Below are 26,216 nucleotides of genomic sequence, written 5' to 3'. Positions count from 1 at the left end.
CGCTCAACGGCCCGCAGGACATCGTCGAGAAGAATCGCAACCTCTACCAGAAGCGCCGCGACGTCATGGTGGAAGCATTCGGCCGCGCCGGTTGGGACATTCCCAGCCCCAAGGCATCTATGTTCGCCTGGGCGCCGCTGCCCCCCGCGCTCAAGGAGATGGGCAGCCTCGAATTCTCGAAGCAGCTGCTCACCCATGCCGAAGTCGCGGTGGCTCCGGGTGTCGGCTACGGCGAGGATGGTGAAGGCTTCGTACGCATCGCCATGGTTGAGAACGAACAGCGCCTTCGCCAGGCCGCCCGCAACATCAAGCGCTTCCTCGTATCCAAGGGTGTGAATACCCCTGCCGGGTGATTTTTTGAGCCTTACAGGCGGGTTATCGCAGGTTTTGCCAGCCCGCCTGTAAGAATTTAGGTGTTGTCCCCTAGGGGGCATTTCCCAGTATACAGGCCATGGTTTCACCACTGGCAGAACAGATTGGGGGGGGAATGACCTATCTGGGAAAGAGTGAGTGCCACGCACCAAGATTTCGATGGCTGGCACCTGAAAAGATATCCGAACGTCTGGACCTGCAACGTTGCGGCTGGATCCTCGATCCGGACGGCGTTCCGGCAACGAACTGCGTAGGACTGATAGACGCGACCAACCTCGACAGCGTGGGTTGGATGCAGGTTCTCTCCTGGCTCCTGCCCGAAGCACGTCGCTGCGTGCTGGTGGCGGGTGTCAGCGAGGCGCACGATCGCACGTCGCTGCTGCAGATCGGTTTCGGAGACGTGGTAACCGATCGTATCGAGATCGAGGAACTGGGCGCCCGCGCCAATCGCCTCGCGCAATTCAACGAATGGCTGCCGCACACGCGTCGCGTTGGTCGGCTGACTCTGGACCTGCTGGCCCGCGAGGCCTTCGGAGACGGCAAGCCGCTCAATCTCAACCCGCGCGAATTCGCGCTGGTGTGGCGGCTGGCCGATTCGATCGACCAGTTCGTGAGCAAGCAGGCGCTCATCTACGATGTCTGGCGCATGGGCTTCGTGCCCGAAACCAACAGCGTGGCCGTCCACATGTCGCGGCTAAGGCGAAAGCTGGCCTTCGTGGGACTGGCAGGCGTTATCGAAACCTCGCCCACCGGCGGCTATCGCCTGCGCATGCCGGACGAGACGGTGGGGATCGATCGCAAGGTTGCGGCTGAACCTTCCCGCCCGCGCAAGAACGCCGTTACCGAGGCATCCCTGGCACATTGACGGCAAGTACCGTCATCCCGGTTCGCGCGCGTTGCGAACCGGGGAACCGCCACGATCCCGGGCATCCAGCGCCGCCAGATCGCCCGGCGTGTTGATGTTCGCAATCGTTTCCGGAATTTCCACCCTTCGCGCCTGCGCCAGTTCCGCGAAACGCCGCATCGAGTGGCTCTCCTCGCTATGGAGCAGCGCCTCAAGCACTGCCGTCGCCGACACCGGCCAGATGCCGATCACCGGCTGCTGGGCCAGGTATGCGGGCGCTGGGCCCAACAGCGCGGGCAGGTTCTCCGGCAGCGCGACGGCATCGACCCCGCAAGTGATGACGGCCTCATAGCCCTCGTCCTGCGCCATGCGAAGCGCGGCTGCCAGGCCTCCCAAAGGCCCCATGCCTGAACGGGGCCAATCCGGAAGAGTCGGCGCAGGAGCCGTCTCTCGCCCCACCACCACCACCTTTTCCGACCAGCCGGACAAAGTGTCCACCGCCAGCGAAATCAGCGTGTGCCCGTCGAACTCGGCCAGCGCCTTGTCGCTACCGAACCTGCTGGACAACCCGCCGGCGAGAACCGCTCCGAGAATCATGCCTGCCACCTTCCGATCGTTCGAACTGCAAAAACGATCGCCATCTAGGCCCGTTCCCACGGTCCAGAGCAAGCACTCCTTGAAGTTGCGCGCGCTTGCGCGCAGCAGGCCCTTGCAATCCCGCTACGGCTGTCCTCCAATTCGCTTCATGAAGACGCTCGTCGCCCCCGATCGCCTGCTGGACCAGGGCCTTGCCCGCCTGCGTACCCGCTTCGCCGTACCCGAAGCTTTCCCCGCCGAGGTCACGCAAGCGGCCGAACGTGCCGCGCACCGCCGCCCGGAGCGGCACGCGGATCGCACCGCCCTTCCCTTCGTGACGCTGGATCCGGCCACCTCGACGGATCTCGACCAAGCCTTCGCGATCGAGGCCAGCGGCGCCGACCGGCTGCTTCACTATGCGATCGCAGATGTCGCCTGGTTCGTGGACGATGGAGACCCGCTGGACCAGGAGGCGTGGCGACGCGGAACCACCACTTACCTGCCGGACGGCAAGGCAAGCCTCTACCCCGCGGTACTGGGCGAGGGCGCCGCCAGCCTGCTGCCCGGCGTCGATCGGCCGGCCATCATCCTCACCGTCCGGATCGACCCGGCAGGCGAAGCTCGCCTGGAGGGGGTGGAGCGCGCGCTCATCCATAGCCGCGCCAAGCTTGCCTACGAAACCGTAGGCGACGAACAGCTGCCCGACGGCTTCGTGGAGATCGCCCGCCGGATCGAACGCGCCGAGGATCGGCGCGGCGCCCAGCGGGTGGACCCACCCGAATAAGTCGTCGAAAGCGACGGCAAAGGGGGCTTCACGCTGGGTTTTCGCCCGCAGCTGCTTTCCGAACGGCGAAATGCCGCGCTCTCGCTCGCCGCCAACCTGGCGGTAGCACAGACGATGCTGGAAGCAGGAACGGGACTGTTCAGGGTCATGGCCCTGCCCGATGCCAAGGCCGAAGAACGTCTCCGTTCCAGCGCGCTGGCGCTGAAGCTGGAGTGGCCGCCCGCCATGCCGCTCGCCCAGTTCCAGCGGCGGCTCGATCCAGGCAAGCCCGCCGAGGCCGCGTTCATGCTGGCCATCCGCAGGACGGGATCGGGCGCGGGATATCGCCCGTTCGATCCGCATAGCGAGCAATTGTCCGAGCTCCCCTGGCATGCCGCCGTGGCCGCGCCCTATGCACACGCCACCGCGCCCTTGCGGCGCCTGGCGGATCGCTATGTGCTGCGGACAGTGCTCGCTCTGGCGGAAGGCCAAGCGCTGCCGGAAGCGGTCGGCTCCGCCCTCCCCGAGCTTCCCCGCGTCATGGCCCGCGCGGCTTCACGCGATTCGCAGATCGACAGGGCCGTCATCGACCTGGCGGAAGCCGCCATGCTCCAGGGGCAGGAAGGCTCCATCTTCAAGGCGGTGGTTGCCGATCGTCGGCAGGACAGCGCACAAGTGCAGTTCAAGGAGGTGCCGGTGATCGCAACGGTCAGTGCGCCGGATGCCCTTCCCGGCACCATCCTCTCACTTCGCCTGCTCCGCGCGGACCCGCTGGAAGGCACGTTATCGTTCGAAGTCGTCGAATAAATTCGCAAGATCGGAAAATGGACGTTGCACTGCCCGCCATCCATTGTTAGGGGCGCCTTTCTCCACACGGATGGCCCGATGGCGGAGTGGTGACGCAGAGGACTGCAAATCCTTGCACGCCGGTTCGATTCCGGCTCGGGCCTCCATTTTTTGCCTCTCCCAGGCAGTTTCTCTCAGATCGATGCAGTTCCGTCCTGTTGCTTCGGCGCGGGGGCGCGATCATGTGTCGCTCAGAGAAACGTTCAAGCTTCGGAATATACGCCAGAGCGTCAGGCTCAAGTGCCGTAATTACCTGAAGTTAATGTCGAATAACTTCATCTTAATGATCTTCGTTACGCTTCCTTAGCTGTCATCCTTTACCTTGACTGCTTCGATGGAAGCGGGTGCGAATGCAGAAACTCGATAGTATACTTTCAACCAGTCAGCCGATGACGACCGCCCGGCGCATGACCGTTCATGCAATTCAGGCCGTCTGTGCCGGTTGCGCGCTCGGCGCCTGCCTCACCGAAGGCATGCCGTCGCGCATCCTGGCGGGGCTGGCGGCAGCCACGGCGCTGTTCACGCTTGGGGTCGGCATCCGTTACGGGCGCCGGGCAGTGGCCGAACTCGACGGTCACCTGGCGCTGGTGGCGGAAGCCGGCGCGGCGCGGGCGCAAGTCGAGGAGCTGTTCGCGATGACCGACATGCTTCAGGCTGCCGACGATCACGAGGATGCAGGCGCTGTGCTCATGGCCAGTGCCGAACGGCTGCTGCCCGAAATGGACGGCGCGCTCTACGCTTTCAACCATTCGCGCGACCGGCTGGACCTGGCCCGCGCCTGGAGCCGCAAGGACGATTTCGCGCCGCCCCCCGCGCTGTTCCCCGAAAGCTGCTGGGCGCTCAAGCGCGGCAAGCCACACCTCAACGACCGCGCCGGTGGCTCGCTGTGCTGCCAGCACAGGATCGGCGACGCCTCCACCATCGAAGTGCCGATGATGGCGCGCGGACAGGTGTTCGGCCTGCTCGTGCTCGCCAGCGAAGCGGAGGATGCCGGGCGCCGGCTCCAGGACGTCACGCGGATCGTCCGGGCCCTCGCCGATTCGATGTCGCTGGCGCTGTCCAACATCGCCCTGCGCGAGAAGTTGCGTACCCAATCCTTGCGCGACCCCCTGACCGGGCTCTACAACCGGCGCTACATGGAAGATGCGCTGGAGCGTTATATCAACCTGGCCCAGCGCACCGGCACGCCGATCTCGGTGCTGATGATCGACCTCGACAACTTCAAGCGCCTCAACGACGAGCACGGCCATGCCAAGGGCGATGCGGTGCTGCGCGACGTTGCCGGGCAACTGGTGGAAACGCTGCGCCCCTCGGACGTGATCGCGCGCTACGGGGGCGAGGAATTGCTGGTGATCATGCCCAAGTGCGGCCTGGAACATGCCGCCGCCAAGGCCGAGCTACTGCGTCAGCGCGTGGAAGCGCTCTCCGCAGCCCATGGCGCCCAAGTCAGCGCCTCCTTCGGCGTCGCCAGCGTCCCCGAAACCGCAACCGGCGCCGGCGATGTGGTGACCATGGCGGACAGCGCGCTCTACGCCGCAAAACAGGGCGGCAGGAACCGCGTCGTCACCGCGCCCCGCCGCGCACGGGGCGACGACAAATCCGCGCCTCGGCTCGCCGCCGCCAACTGACGAGGCTTTCACCCGCCATCTCCCACACGGACATGAAAAAAGGGACCGCATTGCTGCGGTCCCTTCTTCATTTCGGGCTCTGGAACACCGATCGCTAAGCGATCAATCCTCCTTCAGGAACGCCGGCATGTGGTCGGGATCGCCGCCACCGTTGTCGCCGCCGCGCGGGCCACGGGGACCGCGATCGCCGCGACCTTCGCCGCGGGGGCCACGGTCGCCGCCACGTCCACCGTCACGACGCGGGCCACGACGGTCGCCGCCGCGATCTTCACGGGGACCACGGTCGCCACGCGGTTCGCGCGGTTCGCGGGCCGGACGGGTGTCTTCCAGCTCGGCGCCGGTTTCCTGGTCGACGACGCGCATCGACAGGCGAACCTTGCCGCGCGGATCGATCTCGAGGACCTTGACCTTGACTTCCTGGCCTTCCTTGACGACGTCGGTCGGCTTTTCGACACGCTCGTTCTTCATTTCGGAGACGTGGACGAGGCCGTCCTTGCCGCCCATGAAGTTCACGAAAGCACCGAAGTCAACGATGTTGACGACCTTGCCGTTGTAGATCTTGCCGACTTCCGCTTCCTCGACGATGCCGAGGATCCACTTCTTGGCGGCTTCGATCTGGTTCACGTCCGAGGACGAGATCTTGATCACGCCTTCGTCGTCGATGTCCACCTTGGCGCCGGTTTCGGCGACGATCTCGCGGATCACCTTGCCGCCGGTGCCGATGACGTCACGGATCTTCGACTTGTCGATCTGGATCGTCTCGATGCGCGGTGCGTGGGCCGACAGTTCGGTGCGAGCCGAGCCGAGAGCCTTGTTCATCTCACCCAGGATGTGCGCGCGGCCGGCCTTCGCCTGCTCCAGCGCCTTGCCCATGATTTCCTTGGTGATGCCGGCGATCTTGATGTCCATCTGCATCGTGGTGATGCCGAGTTCGGTGCCAGCCACCTTGAAGTCCATGTCGCCGAGGTGATCCTCGTCGCCCAGGATGTCCGAAAGAACGGCGAAGTCGTCGCCTTCCAGGATCAGGCCCATGGCGATGCCCGAAACCGGACGGACCAGCGGAACGCCGGCGTCCATCATCGAAAGGCAGCCGCCGCAGATCGTCGCCATCGAGGACGAGCCGTTCGACTCGGTGATGTCCGACAGGATGCGGATGGTGTAGGGGAAGTCTTCCTTGGCGGGCAGCACCGGGTGCAGCGCGCGCCATGCCAGCTTGCCGTGGCCGATCTCGCGGCGCCCCGGAGCGCCGAAGCGGCCCACTTCGCCGACCGAGTAGGGCGGGAAGTTGTAGTGCAGCATGAACGACGAGTACGACAGGCCTTCCAGGCCGTCGATCATCTGTTCGGCGTCCTTGGTGCCCAGGGTGGTGGTGCAGATCGCCTGCGTTTCACCGCGGGTGAACAGCGCCGAACCGTGGGTGCGCGGCAGGAAGCCGACCATCGATTCGATGGGGCGGACCTGATCGAGCTTGCGGCCGTCGATGCGCTTGCCGTCCTTGAGGATGGCGCCGCGAACGATTTCCGCTTCCAGCTTCTTCATGGTCTTGATGGCGACCATCTGGAGCTGCGGGGTTTCGCCGGCGAAAGCTTCCTTGGCCTTGGCGCGGGCAGCGTTCAGCGCGTTCGAGCGGGCCGACTTGTCGGTCAGCTTGTAGGCAGCGGTAACGTCCTTGCCGACGGCCTTCTTGAGCTTCGCCTTGATGTCGGCCGTGTTGTCCGACAGGTCGATTTCCCAGGGGTCCTTGGCGGCCTGCTCGGCGAGGTCGATCACGAGGTTGACGACCTTGCGGCATTCGTCATGCGCGAACATGACGGCGCCGAGCATCTCTTCCTCGGTCAGTTCCTTGGCTTCCGATTCCACCATCATCACGGCATCGCCGGTGGCGGCGACGACGAGATCGAGGCGGCCATCGGCCAGCGCGGCGGTCTGCTTCGGGTTCAGCGTGTATTCGCCGTCGACGAAGCCGACGCGGCAGGCGCCGATCGGGCCCATGAAGGGCACGCCCGAGATGGTGAGCGCGGCCGAAGCGGCGATCATCGCAACGATATCGGCCTCGGTCTCGCCATCAAAGCTGAGAACCTGGCATATCACGTTGATTTCGTTGTAGAAACCTTCGGGGAATAGCGGGCGGACCGGACGGTCGATCAGGCGGCTGGTCAGCGTTTCCTTTTCGGTGGCGCCGCGCTCACGCTTGAAGAAGCCACCGGGAATGCGTCCTGCGGACGAAAACTTTTCCTGGTAGTGCACGGTCAGCGGGAAGAAGTCCTGGCCTTCCTTCACCGACTTGGCGGCGGTCACCGCGCAGAGCACGACCGTTTCGCCATAGGTGGCGAGGACCGCACCGTCGGCCTGACGGGCCACGCGGCCGGTTTCGAGGGTGAGGGTCTTGCCGCCCCACTCCATGCTTACGGTTTTGACGTCGAACATTTTCGATTTCCTTGACCCGCGAGGCCCTATTGCCATGCGGGGCTTACTGCCGGGGATACCGTCCCGGTCCGGTGCGGGGCTTTTGTCGTCGCCCCTGGGCTTCCCTGCCGAATTGCGGAGATGCCCGGTTACTCGTCGTCCCGGACGTGACCCGGGACCGGTGGCTATCTTTAGGAGCGCGTTCGCGTGAAAGCGCCCTGCCGACAGCTTGTGTGACCTTGCCAGCGGTCCCGGATCAAGTCCGGGACGACGGGGTGTCCATTACGCGCGGCACATACCATGCCTAGTGTTACAAATGCAAAACGGCCCGCCGAAGCGGGCCGTCTTCTCGGTTCTTACTTACGCAGACCGAGCTTCTGGATGAGGGCGTTGTAGCGCGCCACGTCCTTCTTCTTCAGGTAGTCCAGCAGCGAACGGCGCTTGTTGACCATGGCCAGCAGACCGCGACGCGAGTGGTTGTCCTTGTGGTGAGCCTTGAAGTGCTCGGTCAGGTTGCGAATGCGCTCGGTGAGGATCGCGACCTGAACTTCCGGGCTGCCCGTGTCGCCAGTGACGCGTGCGTTGTCCGAAATGATGTCCTGCTTCTTTTCAGCGGTAACCGACATGTACTCTACTCCGCGACATCCGATAGGTTGAATCCCCTGACGACGCGGGCTTCTCCGCCCGAAAGCTCCATGAGCGCGACGGGAGTGATCCCTTCCCGCGCCCAGCAGAGCCCGTCTTCATGGGGCAATCCGGTCAGAACACGGCCCTGGCGGACCGCCCTTGCCTGCTCCGGATCGAGGTCGATGGCCGGGATGTCGTCCAGCCCCACCTCAAGTGGCAAGAGTACCTGTTCAAGCGCAGCGCCCTTGCCGATTTCGTTCAATTTGTCCAGCGAAATCGCCCGTGACAGGTCGAACGGGCCGGCCTTCACGCGGCGCAACATGGTCACGGTTCCGCAGGTTCCAAGGGCTTGCGCAATGTCGCGTGCGAGCGAACGGATGTAAGTGCCCTTGGAAACGTGAGCCTGAAAAGTGATTTCAGTCAACGCGAGCCCCTCCCCTCCAGGGGAGGGGTTGGGGTGGGGGACATCCTCCAGACGCTGCGTTTCCGGTGAGCCCCCACCCCCGGCCCCTCCCCTGAAGGAGAGGGGGGAAAGCGCGTGGATCGTCACATTGCGCGGCTTCAGCTCCACGTCCTGACCGGCCCGCGCCAGATCGTAGGCCCGCTCGCCGTCCACTTTCAGAGCGGAATAGATCGGCGGCACCTGTTCGATCGGGCCGGTGAACCGGGGAAGCACCGCCTCCACCTGCTCCAGCGTTGGCCGCACCTCGCTGGCGGCTATGACCTTGCCCTCGAGATCGAGCGTGTCGGTTTCCTCGCCGAAGCGAACCGTGAACTCGTAGACCTTGCTGGCATCGAGCATCCGCCCGGCCAGCTTGGTCGCCTCGCCCAGGGCGACGGGCAGCACGCCGGTGGCCAGCGGATCGAGCGTACCGCCGTGACCGACCTTCACCTTCTTGCCGTAGCCCGCCTCGCGCAAGTTGCGCTTCACGGCGGCGACCGCCTGGGTCGAGCCGAGGCCCAGCGGTTTGTCGAGGATGATCCAGCCATGCGGGGCCGGGCGAACGGGAACGGTCGAATTCATACGTTTTCCCAAGTCGCGCGCGGCGGAAATGTCAACTTCAGGCGCCGCAGCTTCAGGCCCCGGCCACGAACTGCGCCAGGGCGTAGTAATGGTCGGTCGCCCATATCACCGGCGGCAGCACCAGCTTCCGCACGATGCCCCATTGCGGGAAGAAGTAGGGCACAACCAGCAGCAGCACGATCAGCAGCGGGAAGCCATAGGGCCGGAACCGGGCATAGGCTTCCGCCAGCCTCTCCGGCAGCAGGCCCTCGACGATATGCGAGCCGTCGAACGGCGGGATCGGCAGCAGGTTGAACAGCGCCAGGAAGACGTTGATCATGATGAAATTGTTGAGGTTCATTGCCGCGAAGGAAATACCGGCCCCTTCCGCCTCGCCCGCGAAGCGCACCAGCAGGCCGAGCAACATGGCGCCGATCGCGGCCAGCACGAGGTTCGTTCCCGGACCTGCGGCGGCCACCACCATCATCCCGCGCTTCGGATCGGCCAGGCGCCAGCGGTTGACCGGCACCGGCTTGGCCCATCCGAAGATCGGAAGACCCGTCAGCGCCAGGAACCCCGGCAGCGCGATCGTGCCCATGGGATCGACATGGCGCAGCGGGTTGAGCGACAGGCGCCGCTGCTCCTGCGCGGTCGGATCGCCCAGAGCCAGGGCCGTCCAGCCGTGCGCCACCTCGTGAAAGACGATGGCGATGATGAGCGGAATGATGAGCGCCGCGGCTTGCAGCAGGGTCTGGTTCATGGCGCTGATCTAGGGGTGGGCGACCTCCGCCGCAATGGAGCAGGCGCAGAAGCGTGCATTACCGCTCCATGGCTTCCCCGAAATGCTTGCGGCAGAGCGCGACGTAGCGATCGTTGCCGCCGATCTCGGTCTGCGCGCCCTCGCGCACGGCCGCTCCCGCTGCATCGACGCGCAAGTTCATCGTCGCCTTCCTGCCGCAGTGGCACACCGCCTTCAACTCGATCAGCGCATCGGCAATTCCCAGGAGGACCGCCGACCCCGGAAACAGCTCGCCCCGGAAATCGGTGCGCAGCCCATAGCAGAGTACCGGGATGTTCTCCCGGTCCGCCACATGCGCGCACTGCCAGGCCTGCGCCGGTGTAAGAAACTGCGCCTCGTCGACGAGAACGCAGGACAGCGGCTCCACCGCATGGACCGCCCGCACTTGCGCCACCAGATCGGTATCGCGCTGGAAACGATGCGCAGGCGCGTGAAGGCCGATGCGGCTTTCGATCGCGAAATCCTGGCCTCGCGCATCGCTGCGATCGTCGATCCCGGCGGTCCACAGCATCGTGCGCATCCCGCGCTCGTGGTAGTTGAAGTTCGCCTGAAGCAAAGTCGCCGATTTGCCGGCGTTCATGCTGGCATAGTAGAAATAGAGTTTCGCCATCGGAACTGGGGATAACATGACCTTCCCCGGCCCGCACGGCGACTTGGGCGATTGTCCCCGCTTGAATGAAACCGCGCGGCGTTATCTAATCCGGACAGCCGTGGAAGGGCCTCTCCGACTGGTGTCGCGTTGGCCGGTACCGAGCGTCCTGAACGGGGATGCCGGCAGAGCGGCGTGGAGATGGACATGAAGAGATGGATCGCCCTGGTCGTGATCATCGCGCTCGCCGGAGCCGCTGCCGGATATGTCATCGATGCACCTTTCGCGCCATTCGCCACCGGCCCCTGGCGCCAGACCGCCACCTTCCTCGATAGTGCCGCGGCGGCGCTGGTTTCGCTGCTGGGGCGCGGCGGCGCGATAGCCGTCCCGCTGCTGCTGGGGGCGGTGCTCTGCGGGTTGACGCTGTTGGTGGCGCGAAAAGCGGATGGGAAGCGGAATGGCGAGTCGCTTCCAGGCCCGGTATGGCGGCCCGAGCCATCGGCGGAGGAGCAGGCATCCGAGCGGAACGATCGCGTCGCGTCCGGCCGTCACGGCTTGGATTCGTCCATGGTCGATCCCGAAGACCTGCTGATCCGTCCGGTCGTGCTGGTACGCAAGGCGCGCTCCCGCTCGCGGGACTGGTTCGACGATACCAGCTGGCTGGGCGGGCTTCCCAAGCTGGCCGGAATTCCCTGGCCGCGTGACCGCAACGGCGCGCCTTTGCCCTTCGCCGCACAGATCGACCTTGCCCGGATCGCCGCCGCCTGTCCCGGCAACCCTCTGCCCGAAGCCGGATCGCTGGCGTTCTTCGTCGGCACCGGCGCGGTGGTGCCGGTGCCTGCCGGCGATCACGAGTTCAGCCGCCCCCCCGCGCACCTGCCTCCTGCCCATGGGGTAGGCGGCTTTCCGCTACCCCGGCACGCTTCGCGACTGAGCCATGATTTCTTCCCGTTTTGGCCGGTGGAGGCCGTGTCCCTTGCCTTGCCGGAAGCGTCGCACGATCCTCACCGACCGGGGGACGAGCCCGCCATCGAACAGGCCATGACCGAGCGGCTCGCCCAGCGCTATCCGCTGCGGAACGGGCCGCTGACGGTGCAGGATCCGGTCGAGCGTATCTGGTGGCACGGCGCCCTCCATCTCGCCAACCTGTTCCATGTCGCGCTCGACGAAGCGTCGCTCCAGATCGACCGACGCGAGAGCCGGACCGGTGGGGCCCGTGACGACGTCGAACTGCTCGGCGCCGATCCGGATACGACGCCGCTGAGGCTGGACGCCGCCCGTCGCGCCGTGGATCGCGAGGACGCCCGGCTCTACGCCTGCCGGATGCAGCATGCAGCCCTGGAGCAAGTGGCCCAGGCGATGGACGAGTTCACCCGAGAGCGCGATCCATGGGCGCCACTGACGAGCGAGGAAAGCACGGTGCTTGAGGATGTGCTGGCGCATGTCAATCGGGACTGCGCGGACCTGGTGCGCCATCATGTGCCGCAGACCTTCGCGGAACTGGCCGCAATCTCGCTCAGAGCGATCGTTTCCGGCCCGCCGGAAGCGCTGGCGCAGATTTCCGACGCGGAACTGGCGCGCATCAATGCGGCCTATCGGCTCGCCAACCTGCACCAGCACCAGATCTTCGGCCCCGGCGGCCACCGCCGCGCCATGGGCGAGGACCATCACCGCGACATCCTGCTGCTGCAACTCGCCTATGACGACATGATGGAATGGAACTGGGGCGACATGGGCCTGTACCAGTTCTGGATCAGCCCCGAAGACCTGGCCAACAGAAGGTGGGATCGAGCCTCACTGACCTTCGAGGAAGGTTGAGGCCGATTACTCGTCCCCGATTACTCGTCGAGGTCGCGCTTCACGCGCGGATCGCTGAGCAAAGCGTCGATGCGGCTGGCCTCGTCGAAAGTCTCGTCGGGGCGGAAGCGAATCCGGGCCGCGAACCGCAGCTTCAGCCGTTGGGCGACTTCGCGCTGGAAGAACGCCGTATGCGTGCGAAGCGCCTTGAGCACGACTTCCTCGTCCTCGCCCAATAGCGGCTTCACGTAGACCGTGGCCATGCGCAAGTCCGGGCTCATACGCACTTCGGTCACGGAAACGGAATGGGCGCTCAAGGTGTCGTCGTGGACCTGCTGGCGCGTGAGGACCTCGGAAAGGACGTGACGCACCTGTTCGCCCACCTTCAGAAGGCGGACGGAGTGCTGCTCGGGCGTGACTTGCTGGCGTACCATGGCTTGTCCATGTGGGCGGACGACGACAATTTGCAACAATTGATTACGGCTCCGGCGTCTCTTTCTGTGGTTTAGCCTCGGCAACCAACCAGCAACAGACGCTTCAAGGAGCCTTCGAGAATGAGGAAATTCACCGCCACCCTGCTCGCCGCCGCGCTGATCGCGCCCGTGATCGCCACGCCCGCCATGGCAGCACCCGGCCATTCGCAAAGCCAGAGCCATTCTCCGGACAGGCGAGAACAGCCCGGGCACCAAAAATCCGGCAAGGGGCCGCAGTTCCGCAAGGGCGAGAAGTTCGACCGCAGCCGCGCCACCCACTATCAGGTGGTCGATTATCGCAAGTACCGCAATGTGAAGGCACCGCCTAAGGGCTATCGCTATGTCCGTTCGGGCAACGACATGCTGCTCGTCGGCGTGACCAGCGGCATCGTCGCCGCCGTGACCTCGGGCATGTTCCGCTGAAGTCGATGCCGGACTGAAGAGGGTGAGGCGCTTGGCGGGGCGCCTAACCCTTTTTCACATCTTCTGGACGATCCGCGCGAGCGACCGCACGTTGCGCGCCGTGCCCCTGCAGCTCAGGCGCTTTTCGATGAAGTCCATGGTCAGCACGCTCTCGCTCATGGGCGCGCCAAAATCGACGAAGAGGCTCCGCGTACCGAGCGCCAGCCTTTCCATGCCCACTCGCCCGTGATCCGCCACGAGCCGATCGAACTGCTCCGCCGAAGGCTGGCTGCCCAGCAGCACCGTATGGACGAAAGTGTCGCCGCTTTCGCCCGCGAAAGGATTCTCCTCCACGGCGGCGCGGATTTCCTCACGGGTTCTGACCGCCACGAACGTCTTCATGTCGAACCGGTCGCGCATCAGGTATGCCAGCAGGTCTTCCAAACCCTCGCTCGGCCGCTCCTCGTAGTCGAACAGGACATTGCCGCTGGAGATCACGGTCTCGGCATTCTCCAGTTCCTCGCGCTCGAAAGCGTAGCGCAGGTCCGCCATCGACAGGCGATCGCCGCCGACGGTCATGGATTCGAAAAAGGCGCAATAGCGGGTCATCTTGAAAATTCCGGCTGGTGAAGTATGATCGGCCTACCACGGTAGACGTTTTCACATCACCGTCCGGGCCTGGGTGTTGCAGCATCCGGGCCCGTTTTCTTCCGGTCTAGGCATTATCGGAGACTGACGTTGCAGCGCCAGCCTCCTTACCGACTATCGGCGTCTTACCGGCGGTTCAGCTCGATGAGCTTCACGACCAGTTGCAGAAGCGCGACCAGAAAGGTCGCAGCGCCGAGAACCAGCATTACCACGATTTCCGTGCTCACATGACATCACCGTCCTTTCCGTCGCCGTTGCGACGGGAAAGCCATAGACGCGCGATCGCACGGAATTCTGGTTAAATTCGTGACATCTGATCAACGAAGAAGGCCACCGCCGGATTGCTCCGGCGATGGCCCTTCGTTCGTGTTGGAGCGGCAGCCTTAGCCGACGGTACGCTCGCGGTGGCTGACTTCGAAGACTTCGAGGTGGTCGCCCGCCTTGATGTCGTTCGTGTCGGCCAGCACCACGCCGCATTCCAGACCGGCGCGCACTTCGTCGATATCGTCCTTGAAGCGACGCAGCGAGGAGATCGTCGTGGCCGAAACGATAACATCGTTGCGGGTGAGACGCGCGCTGAGACCCTTGCGGATGAAGCCTTCGACCACCAGCAGACCGGCGGCCTTGTCGCGCTTGCCTGCCGGGAAGACCTGCTTGACCTCGGCGCGGCCGACGACGGTTTCGATGCGCTCCGGACCCCAGATGCCGGCCATCTGCTTCGCAACCTCGGCGGTCAGCTCGTAGATGACGTCGTAGTACATCATCGGCGTCTTGGTCTTCGCAACCTGCTCGCGCGCCTTGGCGTTCGGGCGGACGTTGAAGCCGACGATCGGCGCGCCCGAAGCCGCAGCCAGGGCAACGTCGGTCTCGGTGATGGCACCGACGCCCGACTGCAGGATGCGGACCTTGATCTCGTCGTTCGAGAGGTTGTGGAGCGCGGTGTTGATCGCTTCCACCGAACCCTGCACGTCCGCCTTGACCACGATCGGGTACTCGATGACGTTCTGCTTGGCAGCCAGCGCCGAGAACATCGTGTCGATGCTGGCGGGCGCCGTCGCGGTGCGCTTGGCGGTCGCCTGTTCCTGACGGTAGGACGAAACCTCGCGGGCACGCTGCTCGCTTTCGACGACGGTCAGCTTGTCACCGGCCATCGGCACGCCACCGATACCGAGGACTTCCACCGGCATCGAGGGCGGAGCGGTTTTCACCTGGCGGCCCTTGTCGTCCAGCATGGCGCGCACGCGGCCACTCTCGGTGCCGACGACCAGGATGTCGCCGACCTTCAGGGTTCCGCGATTGACCAGAACGGTCGCCAGCGGGCCCTTACCCTTGTCGAGCTTGGCTTCGATCACGGTCGCCTCGGCCTCGCGGTCGGGGTTGGCCTTCAGTTCCATGAGTTCGGCCTGAAGCAGGATCTTCTCGATCAGCTCGTCGAGACCGACGCCGGTCTTGGCCGAGATTTCGACATCCTGCACGTCGCCCGACATCGCCTCGACGACGACTTCGTGCTCCAGCAGACGCTCGCGGACGCGCTGGGCGTTGGCTTCGTGCTTGTCGATCTTGTTGATCGCCACGATCATCGGCACGCCGGCGGCCTTGGTGTGATTGATGGCCTCGATCGTCTGCGGCATGATGCCGTCGTCCGCGGCCACCACCAGGATCACGATGTCGGTCACATTGGCACCGCGCATACGCATCTGCGTGAAGGCGGCGTGGCCTGGGGTATCAAGGAAGGTGACGAGATCGCCGCCCTTGGTCTTGATCTGGTAGGCGCCCATGTGCTGCGTGATGCCGCCGGCTTCGCCCTTCACCACGTCGGTGCCGCGCAGGGCATCGAGCAGCGAGGTCTTGCCGTGGTCGACGTGGCCCATGATGGCGACGACCGGGGGGCGCGGCTTCAGGGTTTCGGGTGCATCGACGTCGGTCGAGGTGTCGATATCGACGTCGCTTTCCGAAACGCGCTGGATGTTGTGACCGAATTCGGTGACGAGCAGTTCGGCAGTGTCCTGGTCGATCGTCTGGTTGACGGTGACCATCATGCCCATCTTGAACATCGCCTTCACCAGGTCGGCGCCCTTTTCGGCCATGCGGTTCGCCAATTCCTGCACGGTGATCGCCTCGGGGACGATCACGTCGCGAACCTGCTTCTCACGCTGCTGCGACTGGCCGCCGAAGTGTGCGCGGCGCTCCTTTTCGCGAGCACGCTTGAGCGCGGCAAGCGAACGGGCGCGAGCGCCCTCGTCGTCGTTGAGTGCACGGTTGACCGTCAGCTTGCCCGACTGGCGGCGATCGCCACCCTTGCGATCACGCTCAGGCGTGCTGCGCGGCGGCGGAGCGCCCTTCTTGGCAGCGGCCGGAGCCTTGGGCGCGCCCGAACCACCGGCATTACCTGCCGCATTACCGCCAGCGTTGCCACTGCCGGACGCAGCAGCGGAACCGCCGGTATTCGCGGCAGGCGCGTTGCTGCCGGTTGCGCTGGCAGCAGGTGCCGGGGCCGCAGGCTCGGGCTTGCGAATAGGCTGGGGACGCGCAACGGGCGTGAAACGACGCGGCGCGGGCGCCGGGGCGGCCACGGGCGCGGCAGGTACCGGCTTCGCAGGCTCGGCAGCCTTGGCGACCGGTGCAGCGGTTTCCTCAGCCGGTGCTTCGGGCGCGGGTGCGGCAGCTTCGGCCACCGGGACCGGGGCTTCTGCCGACGCGTCCTGCACCGGAGCGGGCGCAGCAGTTTCCTGTGCAACCTGAACTTCGGCCTCGCTAGCCTTGGCCGCTTCCTCTTCGAGGCGCTTGCTTTCCTGGGCGCGATTGTCTTCGGCGCGACGCTTTTCTTCTTCCATGGCACGAACCTTCTGTTCGTGCTCACGGCGATTCGCTTCCTCAAGCGCGGCGAGACGGGCTTCCTCGGCCTCGCGCTGAAGACGGGCGACTCGCTCCTGCGGCGTCTCGTTCGATGGAATCGGCTTGCGAGGCGGCGGGGCGGGGCGGGGCGGCGCGGGCTGGGCTACCGGCTGAGCCGGTGCTGCCTGGGGTGCCGGTTCGGCAGCCTGAGTCGCGGGCGCAGCCTCGACGGCGCCTTCCGAACCCGGCTTGCCGAGCACCTTGCGGCGCTTCACTTCGACCACCACCTTGTTGGTGCGGCCGTGGCTGAAGGTCTGCTTGACCTCACCGGCTTCCACGGAACGCTTAAGCCCCAATGGCTTGCGGCCCAGGGTCGGTTTGTTGTCGGTCTCGCTCATATCTTTCGTCGTGCCCTTCAGTCTCAATTCGTCGCCGCGGGCGCCGCGCTATGCGCCGGCCCGGTGCCACCATCCATACCGTCCCCGTCCATTTCGGCGCGGGGTTGCCCCTGGAAATGCAAAAGGCGCTGCAACTGCGCCGCGACTCGATTGGCCGAGCCGCGATCGTTAAGCGCCAGGTGAACGACGTTGTCGCGGCCCAATGCCACAGACAGCGTCTCCCGGTCCAGAGGCAAGCGTATGCCCTTCAGACCGCTTCCTTCCGCCTCGCTCCCGACTCTCCAGGCCTGGTCGAGCTTGCGCGAGCCGTCTTCGCTCGCATCGGCGGCATGGGCAAGCCATGTGACCCGGCCCTCACGCGCGTTCTGCGCGATCCGGTCGGAACCCATGAGAAGCTTACCCGATTTCAGTTCGAGGCCCATCCGGTCGGTCAGGGCGCGGATCAGCGCCTGTTCGATCCGATCGGTGAGGTCTTCGGGGATCGTAAGCTGCGCACCTTTATAGGCGCGCGCCATCGCTCCCTTTAATTTGCCCTTCTCGAGCGCATTTTCAAGTGTCTTGCGACAAACGCCGATCCACGCGCCGCGCCCGGGGGCACGCGCGTGGATGTCGGGAAGGACCAATCCGTCCGGCGAGATCGCCAGACGGATGTAGTCTTCACGCGCACCGGTTTCTCCGGAGAGGATACATTTCCTCTCCGGCCCGGTGCCGTCGATGTCGGAGCTTACGCGCTCATTGCGAGGATTCCGCATCGGCGGCCTCCTCGGTCTGCGGCTCGGCCTCTTCGAGGTCGTCGAACCAGTGCGCACGCGCGGCCATGATGATTTCGTTACCCTGCTCTTCGTTCAGGCCGTACTCGCCGAGCACGCCGCCCTTGTCTTCGTCACGAGCGCGCTTGTTCACCGAACCGTCGCGGCGACGCTGTTCGGTACGCTTCTTGGCGATCAGCTCGTCGGTGGCGAGGTCCGCCAGGTCGTCGAGCGTCTTGATGCCTGCCTTGCCGAGTACCACCAGCATCGCCTCGGTAAGGTGCGGCAGTTCGGCCAGCGCATCCTCGACGCCGAGGGCGCGACGTTCTTCGCGGCTCGCTTCCTCGCGGCGGTCGAGCGCTTCCTGGGCGCGGCTCTGAAGTTCCTCGGCGAGTTCTTCGTCGAAGCCTTCGATCGCGGCCAGTTCGGTCGCGTCGATATAGGCGACTTCCTCAAGCTCGCTGAAGCCTTCGGCCACCAGCAGCTGCGAAAGCGTCTCGTCGACGTCCAGCTCTTCCTCGAACATCTTCGAGCGCTCGGTGAATTCCTTCTGGCGCTTTTCCGAAGCTTCGGCCTCGGTCATGATGTCGATCTGCGAGGCGGTCAGCTGCGAGGCGAGGCGCACGTTCTGGCCGCGGCGGCCGATCGCCAGCGAAAGCTGGTCATCGGGCACGACGACTTCGATGCGGCTTTCTTCCTCGTCGATGACGACGCGGCTGACGGTGGCAGGCTGGAGCGCGTTGACGACGAAAGTCGCGGTGTCCTCGCTCCAGGGAATGATGTCGATCTTCTCGCCCTGCATTTCCTGCACGACGGCCTGCACGCGGCTGCCCTTCATGCCCACGCAGGCGCCGACCGGGTCGATCGAGTTGTCATGGCTGATCACGCCGATCTTCGCGCGCGAGCCCGGATCGCGGGCAGCAGCCTTGATCTCGATCACGCCGTCGTAGATTTCCGGCACTTCCTGCGCGAACAGCTTCTTCATGAAGTCCGGATGCGCGCGGCTGAGGAAGATCTGCGGACCGCGGTTCTGGCGCTCGACACGCAGGACCAGCGCGCGAACGCGCTCGCCGACGCGGGCGGCTTCGCGGGGAATCTGCTGGTCGCGGCGGATCACGCCCTCGGCGCGGCCGAGATTGACGATGACGTGGCCGAATTCGACCGACTTGATCACGCCGGTGATCACTTCACCCGCGCGATCCTTGAATTCCTCGTACTGGCGATCGCGCTCGGCATCGCGGACCTTCTGGAAGATCACCTGCTTGGCCGACTGCGCGTCGATGCGACCGAGGTCCACCGGCGGCAGCGGATCGACGATGAAGTCGCCGAGCTGCGCGCCCTTCTGAAGCTTGTCGGCCTGCTTGAGGTCAACCTGCTTGAAATAGTCCTCAACTTCTTCGACCACTTCGACGACGCGCCACAGGCGCAAATCGCCGGTGCGCGGGTCGAGCTTGGCGCGAATGTCGTTTTCCGCACCGTAACGGTTGCGGGCCGACTTCTGGATGGCTTCTTCCATCGCCTCGATGACGATCGACTTGTCGATCATCTTCTCCGAAGCGACGGAGTTCGCGATCGCGAGCAGCTCGGCGCGGTTGGCGGAAATCGCACTGGCCATGGCTTAGTCTTCCTGTTCCTCGACAATCTCGTCGGCCCCGCTGACGTCCAGCGGGCGGGTTGCTGCGATCAGCTTGTCCGTGAGGACCAGCCTTGCGGAATGAATGTCGCCGAGTGGGAAAGTCACTCGGCCGGATTTCTTGTCGTCGACGGTAATCTGATCGCCATCGATGCCCACCAGTTCACCAGTCAGGCCCTTGCGGTTACCGTCCACGGGTGCGGTGAGGTTCACTTTGATCTCGTGCCCTGCCCAGTTGGCGAAATCCTTCGACCGTGTCAGAGGCCGGTCGATGCCGGGCGAGCTGACTTCCAGGCGATAGGCTTCTTCGATCAACGTTTCGCCGGCTTCTTCCAGAGCATCCATGCGATCGGAAATGCGGTGGGAAAGCTTCACGCAATCCTCGATCACGAGCTGACCGGTTGCCGGATTTTCGGCCATGATCTGAAGCGCGATCTCATCGTCGCCGACTTCGCTCTTGCCGAAGATTCGCACGCGCACCAGATCGAATCCAAGGGCCTTGACCTCGGGTTCGATAACTTCGGTAATGCGCGCAATGTCGGCCAAGCCGTTTCTCCGGTAAAAATCGAGCCTCTGGCAACGCAGTTTCGTGCCGGCCCCTTCCGGCGCCAGCCCGAACCTTGTTTCACCAATGTCGGGATGAGGCGCAAATAGGCCTGTCGCCGGTAAATTGCAAGAGAGAGAGTTGGGGGTTGTTACCGAAAGGGCGGAGTTGGCGGCTCAGGCGTCCGCCACAACCCTTGTGAGCTTTGCGGAGTCCCTTGTCCGACCTCACGGTCGGGCAAAAACGGGCGTCCGCCCGTTTTTGTGCGGCACCAGCCCAGAGTCTTCGTTGGGTGCGCCTTCGACATCCGTCGAAGGCTTGTCGGCACCGGCCCACGCCCCCACCCGACCTCCCATCTAGGATACACTGAGTGGGAGGTCGGGTGGGGGCGTGGGCCGGTGCCGCTCAAAACGGCCGGAGGGCCGTTTTGCCTGGGCGTAAGCCCAGAAAAAAGCAGGCCGGGCGAGTGTTCGGGTGGGGGGGGGCTCGCCCGGCCTGCGTCCGGCGGAGGGAGGGCCTCCCACCGGAAAGGTTCGGAGTCACGCCACGGCGCGACTCATCAGCCCGGCCCGTCGCATGGAGACCGCGCTGCGTCCTCCGACCACGATGTGGTCGAGGAGCTCGATTCGCGCCGCTTCGCACAAGGCGGACAGTCGGCGCGTGGCGATCACGTCCGCCCTGCTGGGCTGCGGATCGCCGGAAGGATGGTTGTGCACAAGCACCAGGCCGGCTGCCTTCTGCTCTAGAGCACGTTGCAAAAGCGGCCGATATCCGGCCCGTATCGCGGCCACGCCGCCAGTGGTGCAGGCCACTTGGCCAGCAAGGCGCCCCTCCGCGTCGAAGGGCAGTTCCAGCATTACCTCACATCTCAGACACCCCAGGTGGGTGACCAGCGTCTCTAGAAGGCGGCGGGAGAGCGGCCGGATGCGACAGCAACCCGGGACCAGTCCTGCCATGAGGGATCGTTGCCAAGCCGCCGCCTGCGCGAGACGTGCAGTATCGTGCCGACAACGATCGCCAGAAGCGCCAGAAACGTGGGCGTACCCCGCATCACCGCGTAGACGATCGGCGGGATGTCGATATCCGCCCAGCGGGCGAAATGCGCGCTCAGACTCAAGAGCTGCAACGATGTTGCCCATAGAGGCCATACCCTTCGCGCCTGGAGAGCAAGGACGCCGAATCCGACCGTCCCCACCACATCGGTCATCAGCGAAAGCGGATCGACACTGGTGAAACCGCTGGGGAACAGGCTCTCTCCGCCGACTTGCAGCAGGACCATCGCCACGATGATCGCCGCGCCCCAGCGTTCGGGGGCACCGCCCCGCCAGAACGCCAGCGATACCGCGACGATCAGCAGCAGGAAGAAAGCCGTCTGTTCCGGCACGCCCAAATCGTTTTCTCCGTCAGGCGGCCTCGACGAGACGCTGCCCGTCCAGATCCTCGTCAACCAGCACCGCCTTGTCGGGGCAGCGAACCGGGATATCCATCGTCTCGGCCAGCTTCGACAGGTCGCTATGGGCTCGAACGAGTTCCGAGCGCGCCTCGATCAGGCTCCGCTGCATGGCCGCCACGCGCGCCATCGGCCGCTGGGTGCTATGCGCCGTATCGACGATCGCGACACGGCCGCGGGCGATTTCCGCCATCAGCTCGCTGGCCTTGGCCAGAAGCTCGTCCATGTCCTTCTCGACCGACTGGATGCTCCGGGTGATCCGCATTCCGACGATATCGGGTGTCATCTTTTCGCCCTCCAGGTCATTCAGCGGCGCGACTTCACCGAGCCGACGCCGAAAATCAGAGATCGAAGGCATCCGCGGGATGAAAGGAGCGGACCGCTAGAGCAGTTTTCCCAGCGCCTCGGCAATGGCCAGGGTGGCCGCAAGGGTCACCGCCATGGTCAATGCCAGCAGGAAAACCGCCGCTACGCGCCCTGCCCTTCCGAACTTCGCATCGAATGCCTCCAGGCCCGACGGCTCGGCGATCCTGGCATCGAACCAATCCGGGTGCCGTGCCATGGGGCGCGCATCGGAAAGAACGAAGACCGGATCGACCGTCAGATCCTGATCACCGTCTTCCCCTTCTCCGGCTGCGGCGTCGATACGGGAAAAGCCATATGTGGGTTTGCCACATAGCTCCAGAAGCTGCCCGTAAAGACGGGCCGTATCCTTGCGATTCTGCGTGTTCCACTTGTCGCGGACGGCATTGATGCGCTGGTCCACGGTGTTGGGCGCAATACCCAGTTCGCGCGCGATTTCCTTGGTGGTGCGATGCATCAGCAGCCGGTCGAGGACTTCGACCTGCTTCGGCGTCAAGTTTTCCAACAACCCTGTCGCTTCGGAAATGTCGGCTATCTCTTGCACATCGGCCCTCATTAGCGCCTCCCGTGCACTATAACGGCAAATCTCTCTAGGGAAAATCGAAGGATAACCACAAAGGGAACATACTGAGTGAGCCCTTAATGCTTGTCGTTCACCAACTGTCCATCGCGGGAACTAGGACGCAGAGCTGTTCTCGGAAGCCCGGCTGCCTTCGGACAGGCGGTGTTTCTTGATGCAATGCCGTAGCTGATCATAGGAAAGCCCCATGGCGGCCGCCGCGCGGCGCTGGTTCCAGCGGTGCCGGTCGAGCGACTCCAGCAGAAGTCGCCGCTCGTAAGCGTCCACCGACGCCCGCAGGCTCGCCCCTGCCTCTCGGTCCGCGCCTTTAAACTGCGCTGCCGGGATCGGCGTGGACGGGGAAGCCGGAGCCGCCACCTCCGGCACCGCCACCTCCCGCGCCGCAGCCGTCCGCCACGGATTTTCGAACGGATCGAAAACGATCTCCGCAATCGGCGCATATTCGTTGGCCCAGCGATAGACGGCACGCTCCACGACATTGCGCAATTCGCGGACATTGCCCGGCCAGTCGTGCGCCTCCAGCACCAGGAGAGCCTCGGGGGAGAAGCCCGGCCAGGTGTCCCACTCCAGTTCCGTCGCCATGCGCCGTCCGTAGTAATCGGCAAGCTCGTAGACGTCCCCCTCCCGCGCCCGCAGCGGGGGGAGATTGATCACTTCGAAGCTCAACCGGTCGAGCAGATCGGCGCGGAAGGTGCCTTCATCCGCCATGCGGGGCAGGTCGGCATTGGTGGCCGCGACCACCCGCACATCCACCTGGACCGGGCGGGAGGCACCGATCCGCGCGATCTCGCCATATTCGATCGCGCGCAGCAGCCGCTCCTGCGCCGCCATCGACAGCGTGCCCAGCTCATCGAGGAACAGCGTGCCCCGGTCCGCCTCCTCGAACCGTCCGGCCCGCGCCCGCACCGCGCCCGTAAAGGCCCCGGCCTCGTGCCCGAACAATTCCGCCTCGATCAGGGTTTCGGGCAAGGCCGCACAGTTCATGGTGATGAGCGGCTCCCCCCAACGCGGCGAGAGGTGATGGAGGCGCTGGGCGATCAATTCCTTGCCGGTCCCACGCTCGCCGATCACCAACACCGGACGTCGCACCGGAGCCGCGCGGCTGGCACGCTCCACCGCGTCGAGAAAGGCCGTGGACTGACCGATGAACTGAACATCTCTCTCCATTCCCAAATATTAGCGAAATTTCCCATTCATTGGCAATTCATCTTTTCAGTACGCGACCCCCAAGTCTCTGAAACATCGGAAAACTGCCAGTTATGCTGTTTGGCACGGCCCTTGCGATGACTTGGGCAAATTCACGAGATCCGACAGAGGAACACCACGATGTCCTTCCAGAACGCCAGCTTCGTAGCCAGCAGCCATCAGGCCAAGCAGCCCGGCGCGACCCGCGAGCGCAGCAAGCTCGACTGGGCGATCATCGCCGCCGTGCTGGCGATGGGCACGCTCAACCTCGTCGCCATGAGCGACCGGATCGCGCCGCCGGCCCACGCCGCTCCCGTTTGCGGAGCGCCCCTCCAGTGAGCAGGCTCGACGCCGAAATCGAAATCCTGCAAGGGTCGGCGCAGGATGTCCCGCCCTTCCAGAGCGGCCGCGCCCGCCCGTTTACCGCCAGCCAGAACGAAAGCACCTTTCGCTTCAGCCAGGCCCGCAAGTTCAATCCCTCCTCGATCAAAGGAAATGCCAGGATGGGTATCTTCTCCCGCACCCGCGACATCATCGCCGCCAACTTCAACGACATGTTGGACAAGGCCGAAGATCCCGGAAAGATGATCCGCCTCATCATCCTGGAGATGGAGGAAACCCTGGTCGAAGTGCGCACCAGCAGCGCGCGTACCATCGCCGACCAGAAGGAACTCCGCCGCCACGTGGGCAAGCTGGACCAGCTTCAGCACGACTGGGGCGACAAGGCCCAGCTCGCGCTCAGCAAAGACCGCGAAGACCTCGCCCGCGCCGCCCTGCTCGAAAAGAAGAAGGCGGCCGACATGGCCGATCAGCTTCGCTCCGAGATCGCCGTGCTCGACGACGCCCTACGTGCCTACGAGGAGGACATCGAGAAGCTGCAGAACCGCCTGCGCGAAGCCCGCAGCCGCCAGTCCTCGATCGCCGCTCGCTTGCAGAGCGCCGAGAATCGCGTCAAACTGCGCACCCTGCTGTCGAGCGAGCGCGTGGACGAGGCCCTGGTACGCTTCGACCAGCTCGAGCGGCGCGTCGACTATGCCGAAGGCCGCGCCGAGGCGATGAGCCTGGGCGACAGCCGCCAGCCGACGCTCGCCGAGGAAATCGCCGCGCTTCAGGACGGCGATACGATCGATGCCGAACTTGCCGAGATGAAGCGCGCCATGAACGCGGACAGGAACGCATCGGAATAACGGCGGCCCACCTGAAATCCCGGCAGGTGCAGGCCGCCCGCAAAGGGCCATGACCGGGAACGCGGATCCTCTCGATCCGACCAGTCGAAAAGAAACGCCCGGCTTCGGTCGGCGCGTTCCCAGGGAAAGGGAACAACCAGTGTCACGCGGACAATTCTATCTCGACAAGTCGAACGCCAAGCTGGCCGGCGTCTGCTCCGGCATCGCCGACTATACCGGCGTCGATACGCTCTGGATCCGCATCGCGGCCGTGCTGCTCACCTTCTTCGTCTCCTTCGTGACGATCCCGATCTACATCGCGGTCGCCCTCATGGCGGACAAGCGGCCGATGAGCCTCTACAGCGAAGCCGAGGAAGAGCGCCTGCTGCGCCGCATGGAGCGTCGCCGCGTACGGCAAGCGGGGCGCCAGGGCTTCGGGCTGATGCGTGCAGCACCGAACCGTTCCGGTCGCCTGCGCGGGGAACTCTCGGACATCGACCGCCGCGTCGCCGAAATGGAAGCCCACTACACCAGCAGCAATTCGCGCCTCGCCGCGGAAATCGACAGCCTGCGCTGATCCGCAAATCGGGTAACAGGGACACGACCTCGATGGAAAACCTCGCCCTTCTCATTCCGCTGGCGCCGTTCATCATCGCGGGCTTCGCGATCTGGACGCGGCACCAGCGCCGCATGGCCGAACTTCAGGTTCAGGCCACCGCCGAAAAGGCCGCGCAATACGCCTCCCACTCCCGCGAACTCGAAGAGCGCGTGCGCGTGCTGGAACGCATCATCACCGATGGCGGCTATAACACCGCCCTCCAGATCGAGGCCCTGCGCGACACGCGCGAGGTGGAAGCCGGCGAACAGGCGAAGGTGAACTGACATGGCCATCGACTATGCGACGCTGGAAGTGCTCTCGCCCGTGCTGGTCACCGCCACGGCGCTCGGCATCGGCGGATGGATCTTCAACAACTGGCTGCGGATGCGCCACGGCTACCCGCTGGAGAATTCCTGGGGCAAGGCGGTCTATCCCAAGGAAGACGCCGAGGCCCATGCCCGCGTGCAACTGCTCACTCAGGAAAACGCGCAGCTTCGCGCCGAGATCGGCTCGATCAAGGACCGTCTCGCCAGCGTGGAGCGGATTGTCACCGATCAGGGTTATGATGTAGCCCGCCAGATCGAGGGCCTGCGCGAGGCCCGCAACGGAATAGGTCATGAGGTGACGCAATGAGTTTCTGGACTGCCGTCGTCGTTATCTTCGCGATCGCCTCGATAACCTGGCTGCGCGCGCAGAAGCTGCGCGGCGAGAAGCCCGGCTTCCGCCTGGAAGGCCATGGCGAGCGCGAACACGAGCTTGAAGGCGAGATCGAGAATTTGCGCAAGCGCATCGCCGTGCTCGAACGCATCGCCACCGACGAACGCCGCGAAAAGGATCTGGCGCGAGAGATCGAAGCGCTACGGGATTGAATATACGTCGTCCCGGACCTGATCCGGGACCGCTGGCCGAGAACAGCCCACTTCACGGCAGGGCTCATCCAAG

The 26,216-nt window shown here is 64.7% G+C and carries 31 protein-coding genes and 1 tRNA gene; 14 read left to right on the top strand and 18 right to left on the bottom strand.

The genetic code is table 11. The annotated features are described in order from the left end of the window. Together RT424_RS07410 and RT424_RS07405 are read left to right on the top strand one after the other, a co-directional pair. Positions 1 to 353, top strand: a 353-nt coding sequence (locus RT424_RS07410; protein ID WP_313435815.1) for an aminotransferase class I/II-fold pyridoxal phosphate-dependent enzyme, incomplete at its 5' end; no start/stop codon positions are given. Between the two features lie 134 nt (positions 354 to 487). Next, positions 488 to 1,237: a winged helix-turn-helix domain-containing protein gene (locus tag RT424_RS07405; protein WP_313435813.1), complete on the top strand. Its 750-nt coding sequence runs from the start codon at positions 488 to 490 to the stop codon at positions 1,235 to 1,237. Between the two features lie 12 nt (positions 1,238 to 1,249). Here the strand turns inward: RT424_RS07405 and RT424_RS07400 are convergent, their stop codons facing one another. Then, entirely contained in the window at positions 1,250 to 1,813 is a 564-nt protein-coding gene (locus RT424_RS07400; protein WP_313435811.1) for a molybdenum cofactor guanylyltransferase, read from the bottom strand. A 148-nt stretch (positions 1,814 to 1,961) separates the two neighbouring features. Between RT424_RS07400 and RT424_RS07395 the strand changes: the two genes are divergently transcribed. From RT424_RS07395 to RT424_RS07380, 4 genes are all read left to right on the top strand, one after another. Beyond that, positions 1,962 to 2,576: an RNB domain-containing ribonuclease gene (locus RT424_RS07395; RefSeq protein ID WP_313435809.1), complete on the top strand. Its 615-nt coding sequence runs from the start codon at positions 1,962 to 1,964 to the stop codon at positions 2,574 to 2,576. Positions 2,577 to 2,690: 114 nt separating this feature from the next. Further along, on the top strand, positions 2,691 to 3,362 hold the full coding sequence (locus tag RT424_RS07390; RefSeq protein ID WP_313435808.1) for a hypothetical protein: 672 nt from the start codon (positions 2,691 to 2,693) through the stop codon (positions 3,360 to 3,362). A gap of 72 nt (positions 3,363 to 3,434) precedes the next feature. After that, positions 3,435 to 3,508 (top strand) — tRNA-Cys (locus RT424_RS07385). 300 nt (positions 3,509 to 3,808) lie between these two features. Beyond that, positions 3,809 to 5,029, top strand: coding sequence for a sensor domain-containing diguanylate cyclase (locus RT424_RS07380; RefSeq protein ID WP_313435806.1), 1,221 nt, complete (start codon positions 3,809 to 3,811; stop codon positions 5,027 to 5,029). Positions 5,030 to 5,131: 102 nt separating this feature from the next. Here the strand turns inward: RT424_RS07380 and pnp are convergent, their stop codons facing one another. The 5 genes from pnp to RT424_RS07355 all read right to left on the bottom strand — a co-directional run bounded on the left by pnp (position 5,132) and on the right by RT424_RS07355 (position 10,474). Continuing rightward, positions 5,132 to 7,456: a polyribonucleotide nucleotidyltransferase gene (pnp, locus tag RT424_RS07375; RefSeq protein WP_313435804.1), complete on the bottom strand. Its 2,325-nt coding sequence runs from the start codon at positions 7,454 to 7,456 to the stop codon at positions 5,132 to 5,134. A gap of 335 nt (positions 7,457 to 7,791) precedes the next feature. Beyond that, positions 7,792 to 8,061, bottom strand: a complete 270-nt coding sequence (rpsO, locus tag RT424_RS07370; RefSeq protein WP_313435802.1) for a 30S ribosomal protein S15 — start codon at positions 8,059 to 8,061, stop codon at positions 7,792 to 7,794. A 5-nt stretch (positions 8,062 to 8,066) separates the two neighbouring features. Beyond that, positions 8,067 to 9,086: a tRNA pseudouridine(55) synthase TruB gene (truB, locus tag RT424_RS07365; protein ID WP_313435800.1), complete on the bottom strand. Its 1,020-nt coding sequence runs from the start codon at positions 9,084 to 9,086 to the stop codon at positions 8,067 to 8,069. Positions 9,087 to 9,138: 52 nt separating this feature from the next. Continuing rightward, a complete protein-coding gene (locus RT424_RS07360) occupies positions 9,139 to 9,825 on the bottom strand; it encodes a site-2 protease family protein (protein ID WP_313435798.1) in 687 nt (228 codons plus the stop codon). A gap of 58 nt (positions 9,826 to 9,883) precedes the next feature. After that, on the bottom strand, positions 9,884 to 10,474 hold the full coding sequence (locus RT424_RS07355) for a thymidine kinase (RefSeq protein WP_313435796.1): 591 nt from the start codon (positions 10,472 to 10,474) through the stop codon (positions 9,884 to 9,886). Between the two features lie 186 nt (positions 10,475 to 10,660). Here RT424_RS07355 and RT424_RS07350 point away from each other — a divergent pair, with 186 nt between their 5' ends. Further along, entirely contained in the window at positions 10,661 to 12,271 is a 1,611-nt protein-coding gene (locus RT424_RS07350) for a DUF1963 domain-containing protein (protein ID WP_313435794.1), read from the top strand. Between the two features lie 20 nt (positions 12,272 to 12,291). Here RT424_RS07350 and rbfA read toward each other — a convergent pair whose 3' ends face one another. Next, positions 12,292 to 12,684: a 30S ribosome-binding factor RbfA gene (gene rbfA / locus RT424_RS07345; RefSeq protein ID WP_313435792.1), complete on the bottom strand. Its 393-nt coding sequence runs from the start codon at positions 12,682 to 12,684 to the stop codon at positions 12,292 to 12,294. Positions 12,685 to 12,804: 120 nt separating this feature from the next. Here rbfA and RT424_RS07340 point away from each other — a divergent pair, with 120 nt between their 5' ends. After that, positions 12,805 to 13,146 carry an RcnB family protein gene (locus tag RT424_RS07340; RefSeq protein ID WP_313435790.1) on the top strand — a complete coding sequence of 114 codons (342 nt, stop codon included), beginning with the start codon at positions 12,805 to 12,807 and terminating at the stop codon, positions 13,144 to 13,146. A 54-nt stretch (positions 13,147 to 13,200) separates the two neighbouring features. Here RT424_RS07340 and RT424_RS07335 read toward each other — a convergent pair whose 3' ends face one another. The 11 genes from RT424_RS07335 to pspF all read right to left on the bottom strand — a co-directional run bounded on the left by RT424_RS07335 (position 13,201) and on the right by pspF (position 23,492). After that, the gene (locus tag RT424_RS07335; protein ID WP_313435788.1) at positions 13,201 to 13,734 is read right to left on the bottom strand and encodes a DUF1697 domain-containing protein; all 534 of its coding nucleotides are present in this window, start codon (positions 13,732 to 13,734) and stop codon (positions 13,201 to 13,203) included. 164 nt (positions 13,735 to 13,898) lie between these two features. Continuing rightward, the gene (locus RT424_RS24520) at positions 13,899 to 14,000 is read right to left on the bottom strand and encodes a putative holin-like toxin (protein ID WP_346426700.1); all 102 of its coding nucleotides are present in this window, start codon (positions 13,998 to 14,000) and stop codon (positions 13,899 to 13,901) included. Positions 14,001 to 14,156: 156 nt separating this feature from the next. Continuing rightward, on the bottom strand, positions 14,157 to 17,006 hold the full coding sequence (infB, locus tag RT424_RS07330; protein ID WP_313435786.1) for a translation initiation factor IF-2: 2,850 nt from the start codon (positions 17,004 to 17,006) through the stop codon (positions 14,157 to 14,159). A 23-nt stretch (positions 17,007 to 17,029) separates the two neighbouring features. Next, positions 17,030 to 17,758 (bottom strand): DUF448 domain-containing protein, encoded by a 729-nt coding sequence (locus tag RT424_RS07325; RefSeq protein WP_313435784.1) that lies wholly within the window; start codon positions 17,756 to 17,758, stop codon positions 17,030 to 17,032. Then, entirely contained in the window at positions 17,739 to 19,370 is a 1,632-nt protein-coding gene (gene nusA, locus RT424_RS07320; RefSeq protein WP_313435782.1) for a transcription termination factor NusA, read from the bottom strand. The genes RT424_RS07325 and nusA overlap by 20 nt, the downstream gene beginning before the upstream one ends. A gap of 3 nt (positions 19,371 to 19,373) precedes the next feature. Continuing rightward, on the bottom strand, positions 19,374 to 19,934 hold the full coding sequence (gene rimP / locus RT424_RS07315) for a ribosome maturation protein RimP (protein WP_313435780.1): 561 nt from the start codon (positions 19,932 to 19,934) through the stop codon (positions 19,374 to 19,376). Positions 19,935 to 20,471: 537 nt separating this feature from the next. Further along, the gene (locus tag RT424_RS07310) at positions 20,472 to 20,789 is read right to left on the bottom strand and encodes a JAB domain-containing protein (protein WP_313435778.1); all 318 of its coding nucleotides are present in this window, start codon (positions 20,787 to 20,789) and stop codon (positions 20,472 to 20,474) included. Between the two features lie 41 nt (positions 20,790 to 20,830). Beyond that, a complete protein-coding gene (locus RT424_RS07305; RefSeq protein ID WP_313435776.1) occupies positions 20,831 to 21,316 on the bottom strand; it encodes a hypothetical protein in 486 nt (161 codons plus the stop codon). A 19-nt stretch (positions 21,317 to 21,335) separates the two neighbouring features. Further along, a complete protein-coding gene (locus tag RT424_RS07300) occupies positions 21,336 to 21,668 on the bottom strand; it encodes a hypothetical protein (protein ID WP_313435774.1) in 333 nt (110 codons plus the stop codon). 96 nt (positions 21,669 to 21,764) lie between these two features. After that, positions 21,765 to 22,241, bottom strand: coding sequence for a LuxR C-terminal-related transcriptional regulator (locus tag RT424_RS07295; RefSeq protein ID WP_313435772.1), 477 nt, complete (start codon positions 22,239 to 22,241; stop codon positions 21,765 to 21,767). Positions 22,242 to 22,421: 180 nt separating this feature from the next. Further along, entirely contained in the window at positions 22,422 to 23,492 is a 1,071-nt protein-coding gene (gene pspF, locus RT424_RS07290) for a phage shock protein operon transcriptional activator (RefSeq protein ID WP_313435770.1), read from the bottom strand. A 159-nt stretch (positions 23,493 to 23,651) separates the two neighbouring features. Here pspF and RT424_RS07285 point away from each other — a divergent pair, with 159 nt between their 5' ends. The 6 genes from RT424_RS07285 (at position 23,652) to RT424_RS07260 (ending at position 26,143) form a co-directional block, all read left to right on the top strand. Then, complete coding sequence (locus RT424_RS07285) at positions 23,652 to 23,849, top strand: hypothetical protein (RefSeq protein WP_313435768.1); 198 nt, start codon at positions 23,652 to 23,654, stop codon at positions 23,847 to 23,849. Then, positions 23,846 to 24,697, top strand: a complete 852-nt coding sequence (pspA, locus tag RT424_RS07280; RefSeq protein WP_313435766.1) for a phage shock protein PspA — start codon at positions 23,846 to 23,848, stop codon at positions 24,695 to 24,697. The genes RT424_RS07285 and pspA overlap by 4 nt, the downstream gene beginning before the upstream one ends. Positions 24,698 to 24,836: 139 nt before the next feature. Further along, on the top strand, positions 24,837 to 25,253 hold the full coding sequence (locus RT424_RS07275; RefSeq protein WP_313435764.1) for a PspC domain-containing protein: 417 nt from the start codon (positions 24,837 to 24,839) through the stop codon (positions 25,251 to 25,253). Positions 25,254 to 25,285: 32 nt separating this feature from the next. Then, complete coding sequence (locus RT424_RS07270) at positions 25,286 to 25,558, top strand: hypothetical protein (RefSeq protein ID WP_313435762.1); 273 nt, start codon at positions 25,286 to 25,288, stop codon at positions 25,556 to 25,558. Position 25,559: 1 nt separating this feature from the next. Then, complete coding sequence (locus RT424_RS07265; protein WP_313435760.1) at positions 25,560 to 25,907, top strand: hypothetical protein; 348 nt, start codon at positions 25,560 to 25,562, stop codon at positions 25,905 to 25,907. After that, a complete protein-coding gene (locus RT424_RS07260; RefSeq protein WP_313435759.1) occupies positions 25,904 to 26,143 on the top strand; it encodes a hypothetical protein in 240 nt (79 codons plus the stop codon). The genes RT424_RS07265 and RT424_RS07260 overlap by 4 nt, the downstream gene beginning before the upstream one ends. Positions 26,144 to 26,216: the final 73 nt, after the last annotated feature.

This window comes from Novosphingobium sp. (genome assembly GCF_032093395.1).
In the GTDB taxonomy this organism is placed as follows: Bacteria; Pseudomonadota; Alphaproteobacteria; order Sphingomonadales; family Sphingomonadaceae; genus Novosphingobium.
The sequence above is the reverse complement of the archived record's forward strand: the minus strand, read 5'-3'. Positions and strand labels throughout refer to the sequence as shown.

What these genes read in the sequence shown, in the direction of transcription:
- RT424_RS07405 (WP_313435813.1), top strand. Translation starts at nt 488, where the DNA reads ATGACCTATCTGGGAAAGAGTGAGTGCCACGCACCAAGATTTCGATGG.
- RT424_RS07400 (WP_313435811.1), bottom strand. Translation starts at nt 1,813, where the DNA reads ATGATTCTCGGAGCGGTTCTCGCCGGCGGGTTGTCCAGCAGGTTCGGT.
- RT424_RS07395 (WP_313435809.1), top strand. Translation starts at nt 1,962, where the DNA reads ATGAAGACGCTCGTCGCCCCCGATCGCCTGCTGGACCAGGGCCTTGCC.
- RT424_RS07390 (WP_313435808.1), top strand. Translation starts at nt 2,691, where the DNA reads ATGCTGGAAGCAGGAACGGGACTGTTCAGGGTCATGGCCCTGCCCGAT.
- RT424_RS07380 (WP_313435806.1), top strand. Translation starts at nt 3,809, where the DNA reads ATGACCGTTCATGCAATTCAGGCCGTCTGTGCCGGTTGCGCGCTCGGC.
- pnp (WP_313435804.1), bottom strand. Translation starts at nt 7,456, where the DNA reads ATGTTCGACGTCAAAACCGTAAGCATGGAGTGGGGCGGCAAGACCCTC.
- rpsO (WP_313435802.1), bottom strand. Translation starts at nt 8,061, where the DNA reads ATGTCGGTTACCGCTGAAAAGAAGCAGGACATCATTTCGGACAACGCA.
- truB (WP_313435800.1), bottom strand. Translation starts at nt 9,086, where the DNA reads ATGAATTCGACCGTTCCCGTTCGCCCGGCCCCGCATGGCTGGATCATC.
- RT424_RS07360 (WP_313435798.1), bottom strand. Translation starts at nt 9,825, where the DNA reads ATGAACCAGACCCTGCTGCAAGCCGCGGCGCTCATCATTCCGCTCATC.
- RT424_RS07355 (WP_313435796.1), bottom strand. Translation starts at nt 10,474, where the DNA reads ATGGCGAAACTCTATTTCTACTATGCCAGCATGAACGCCGGCAAATCG.
- RT424_RS07350 (WP_313435794.1), top strand. Translation starts at nt 10,661, where the DNA reads ATGAAGAGATGGATCGCCCTGGTCGTGATCATCGCGCTCGCCGGAGCC.
- rbfA (WP_313435792.1), bottom strand. Translation starts at nt 12,684, where the DNA reads ATGGTACGCCAGCAAGTCACGCCCGAGCAGCACTCCGTCCGCCTTCTG.
- RT424_RS07340 (WP_313435790.1), top strand. Translation starts at nt 12,805, where the DNA reads ATGAGGAAATTCACCGCCACCCTGCTCGCCGCCGCGCTGATCGCGCCC.
- RT424_RS07335 (WP_313435788.1), bottom strand. Translation starts at nt 13,734, where the DNA reads ATGACCCGCTATTGCGCCTTTTTCGAATCCATGACCGTCGGCGGCGAT.
- infB (WP_313435786.1), bottom strand. Translation starts at nt 17,006, where the DNA reads ATGAGCGAGACCGACAACAAACCGACCCTGGGCCGCAAGCCATTGGGG.
- RT424_RS07325 (WP_313435784.1), bottom strand. Translation starts at nt 17,758, where the DNA reads ATGCGGAATCCTCGCAATGAGCGCGTAAGCTCCGACATCGACGGCACC.
- nusA (WP_313435782.1), bottom strand. Translation starts at nt 19,370, where the DNA reads ATGGCCAGTGCGATTTCCGCCAACCGCGCCGAGCTGCTCGCGATCGCG.
- RT424_RS07310 (WP_313435778.1), bottom strand. Translation starts at nt 20,789, where the DNA reads ATGCTGGAACTGCCCTTCGACGCGGAGGGGCGCCTTGCTGGCCAAGTG.
- RT424_RS07300 (WP_313435774.1), bottom strand. Translation starts at nt 21,668, where the DNA reads ATGACACCCGATATCGTCGGAATGCGGATCACCCGGAGCATCCAGTCG.
- pspF (WP_313435770.1), bottom strand. Translation starts at nt 23,492, where the DNA reads ATGGAGAGAGATGTTCAGTTCATCGGTCAGTCCACGGCCTTTCTCGAC.
- RT424_RS07285 (WP_313435768.1), top strand. Translation starts at nt 23,652, where the DNA reads ATGTCCTTCCAGAACGCCAGCTTCGTAGCCAGCAGCCATCAGGCCAAG.
- RT424_RS07270 (WP_313435762.1), top strand. Translation starts at nt 25,286, where the DNA reads ATGGAAAACCTCGCCCTTCTCATTCCGCTGGCGCCGTTCATCATCGCG.
- RT424_RS07265 (WP_313435760.1), top strand. Translation starts at nt 25,560, where the DNA reads ATGGCCATCGACTATGCGACGCTGGAAGTGCTCTCGCCCGTGCTGGTC.
- RT424_RS07260 (WP_313435759.1), top strand. Translation starts at nt 25,904, where the DNA reads ATGAGTTTCTGGACTGCCGTCGTCGTTATCTTCGCGATCGCCTCGATA.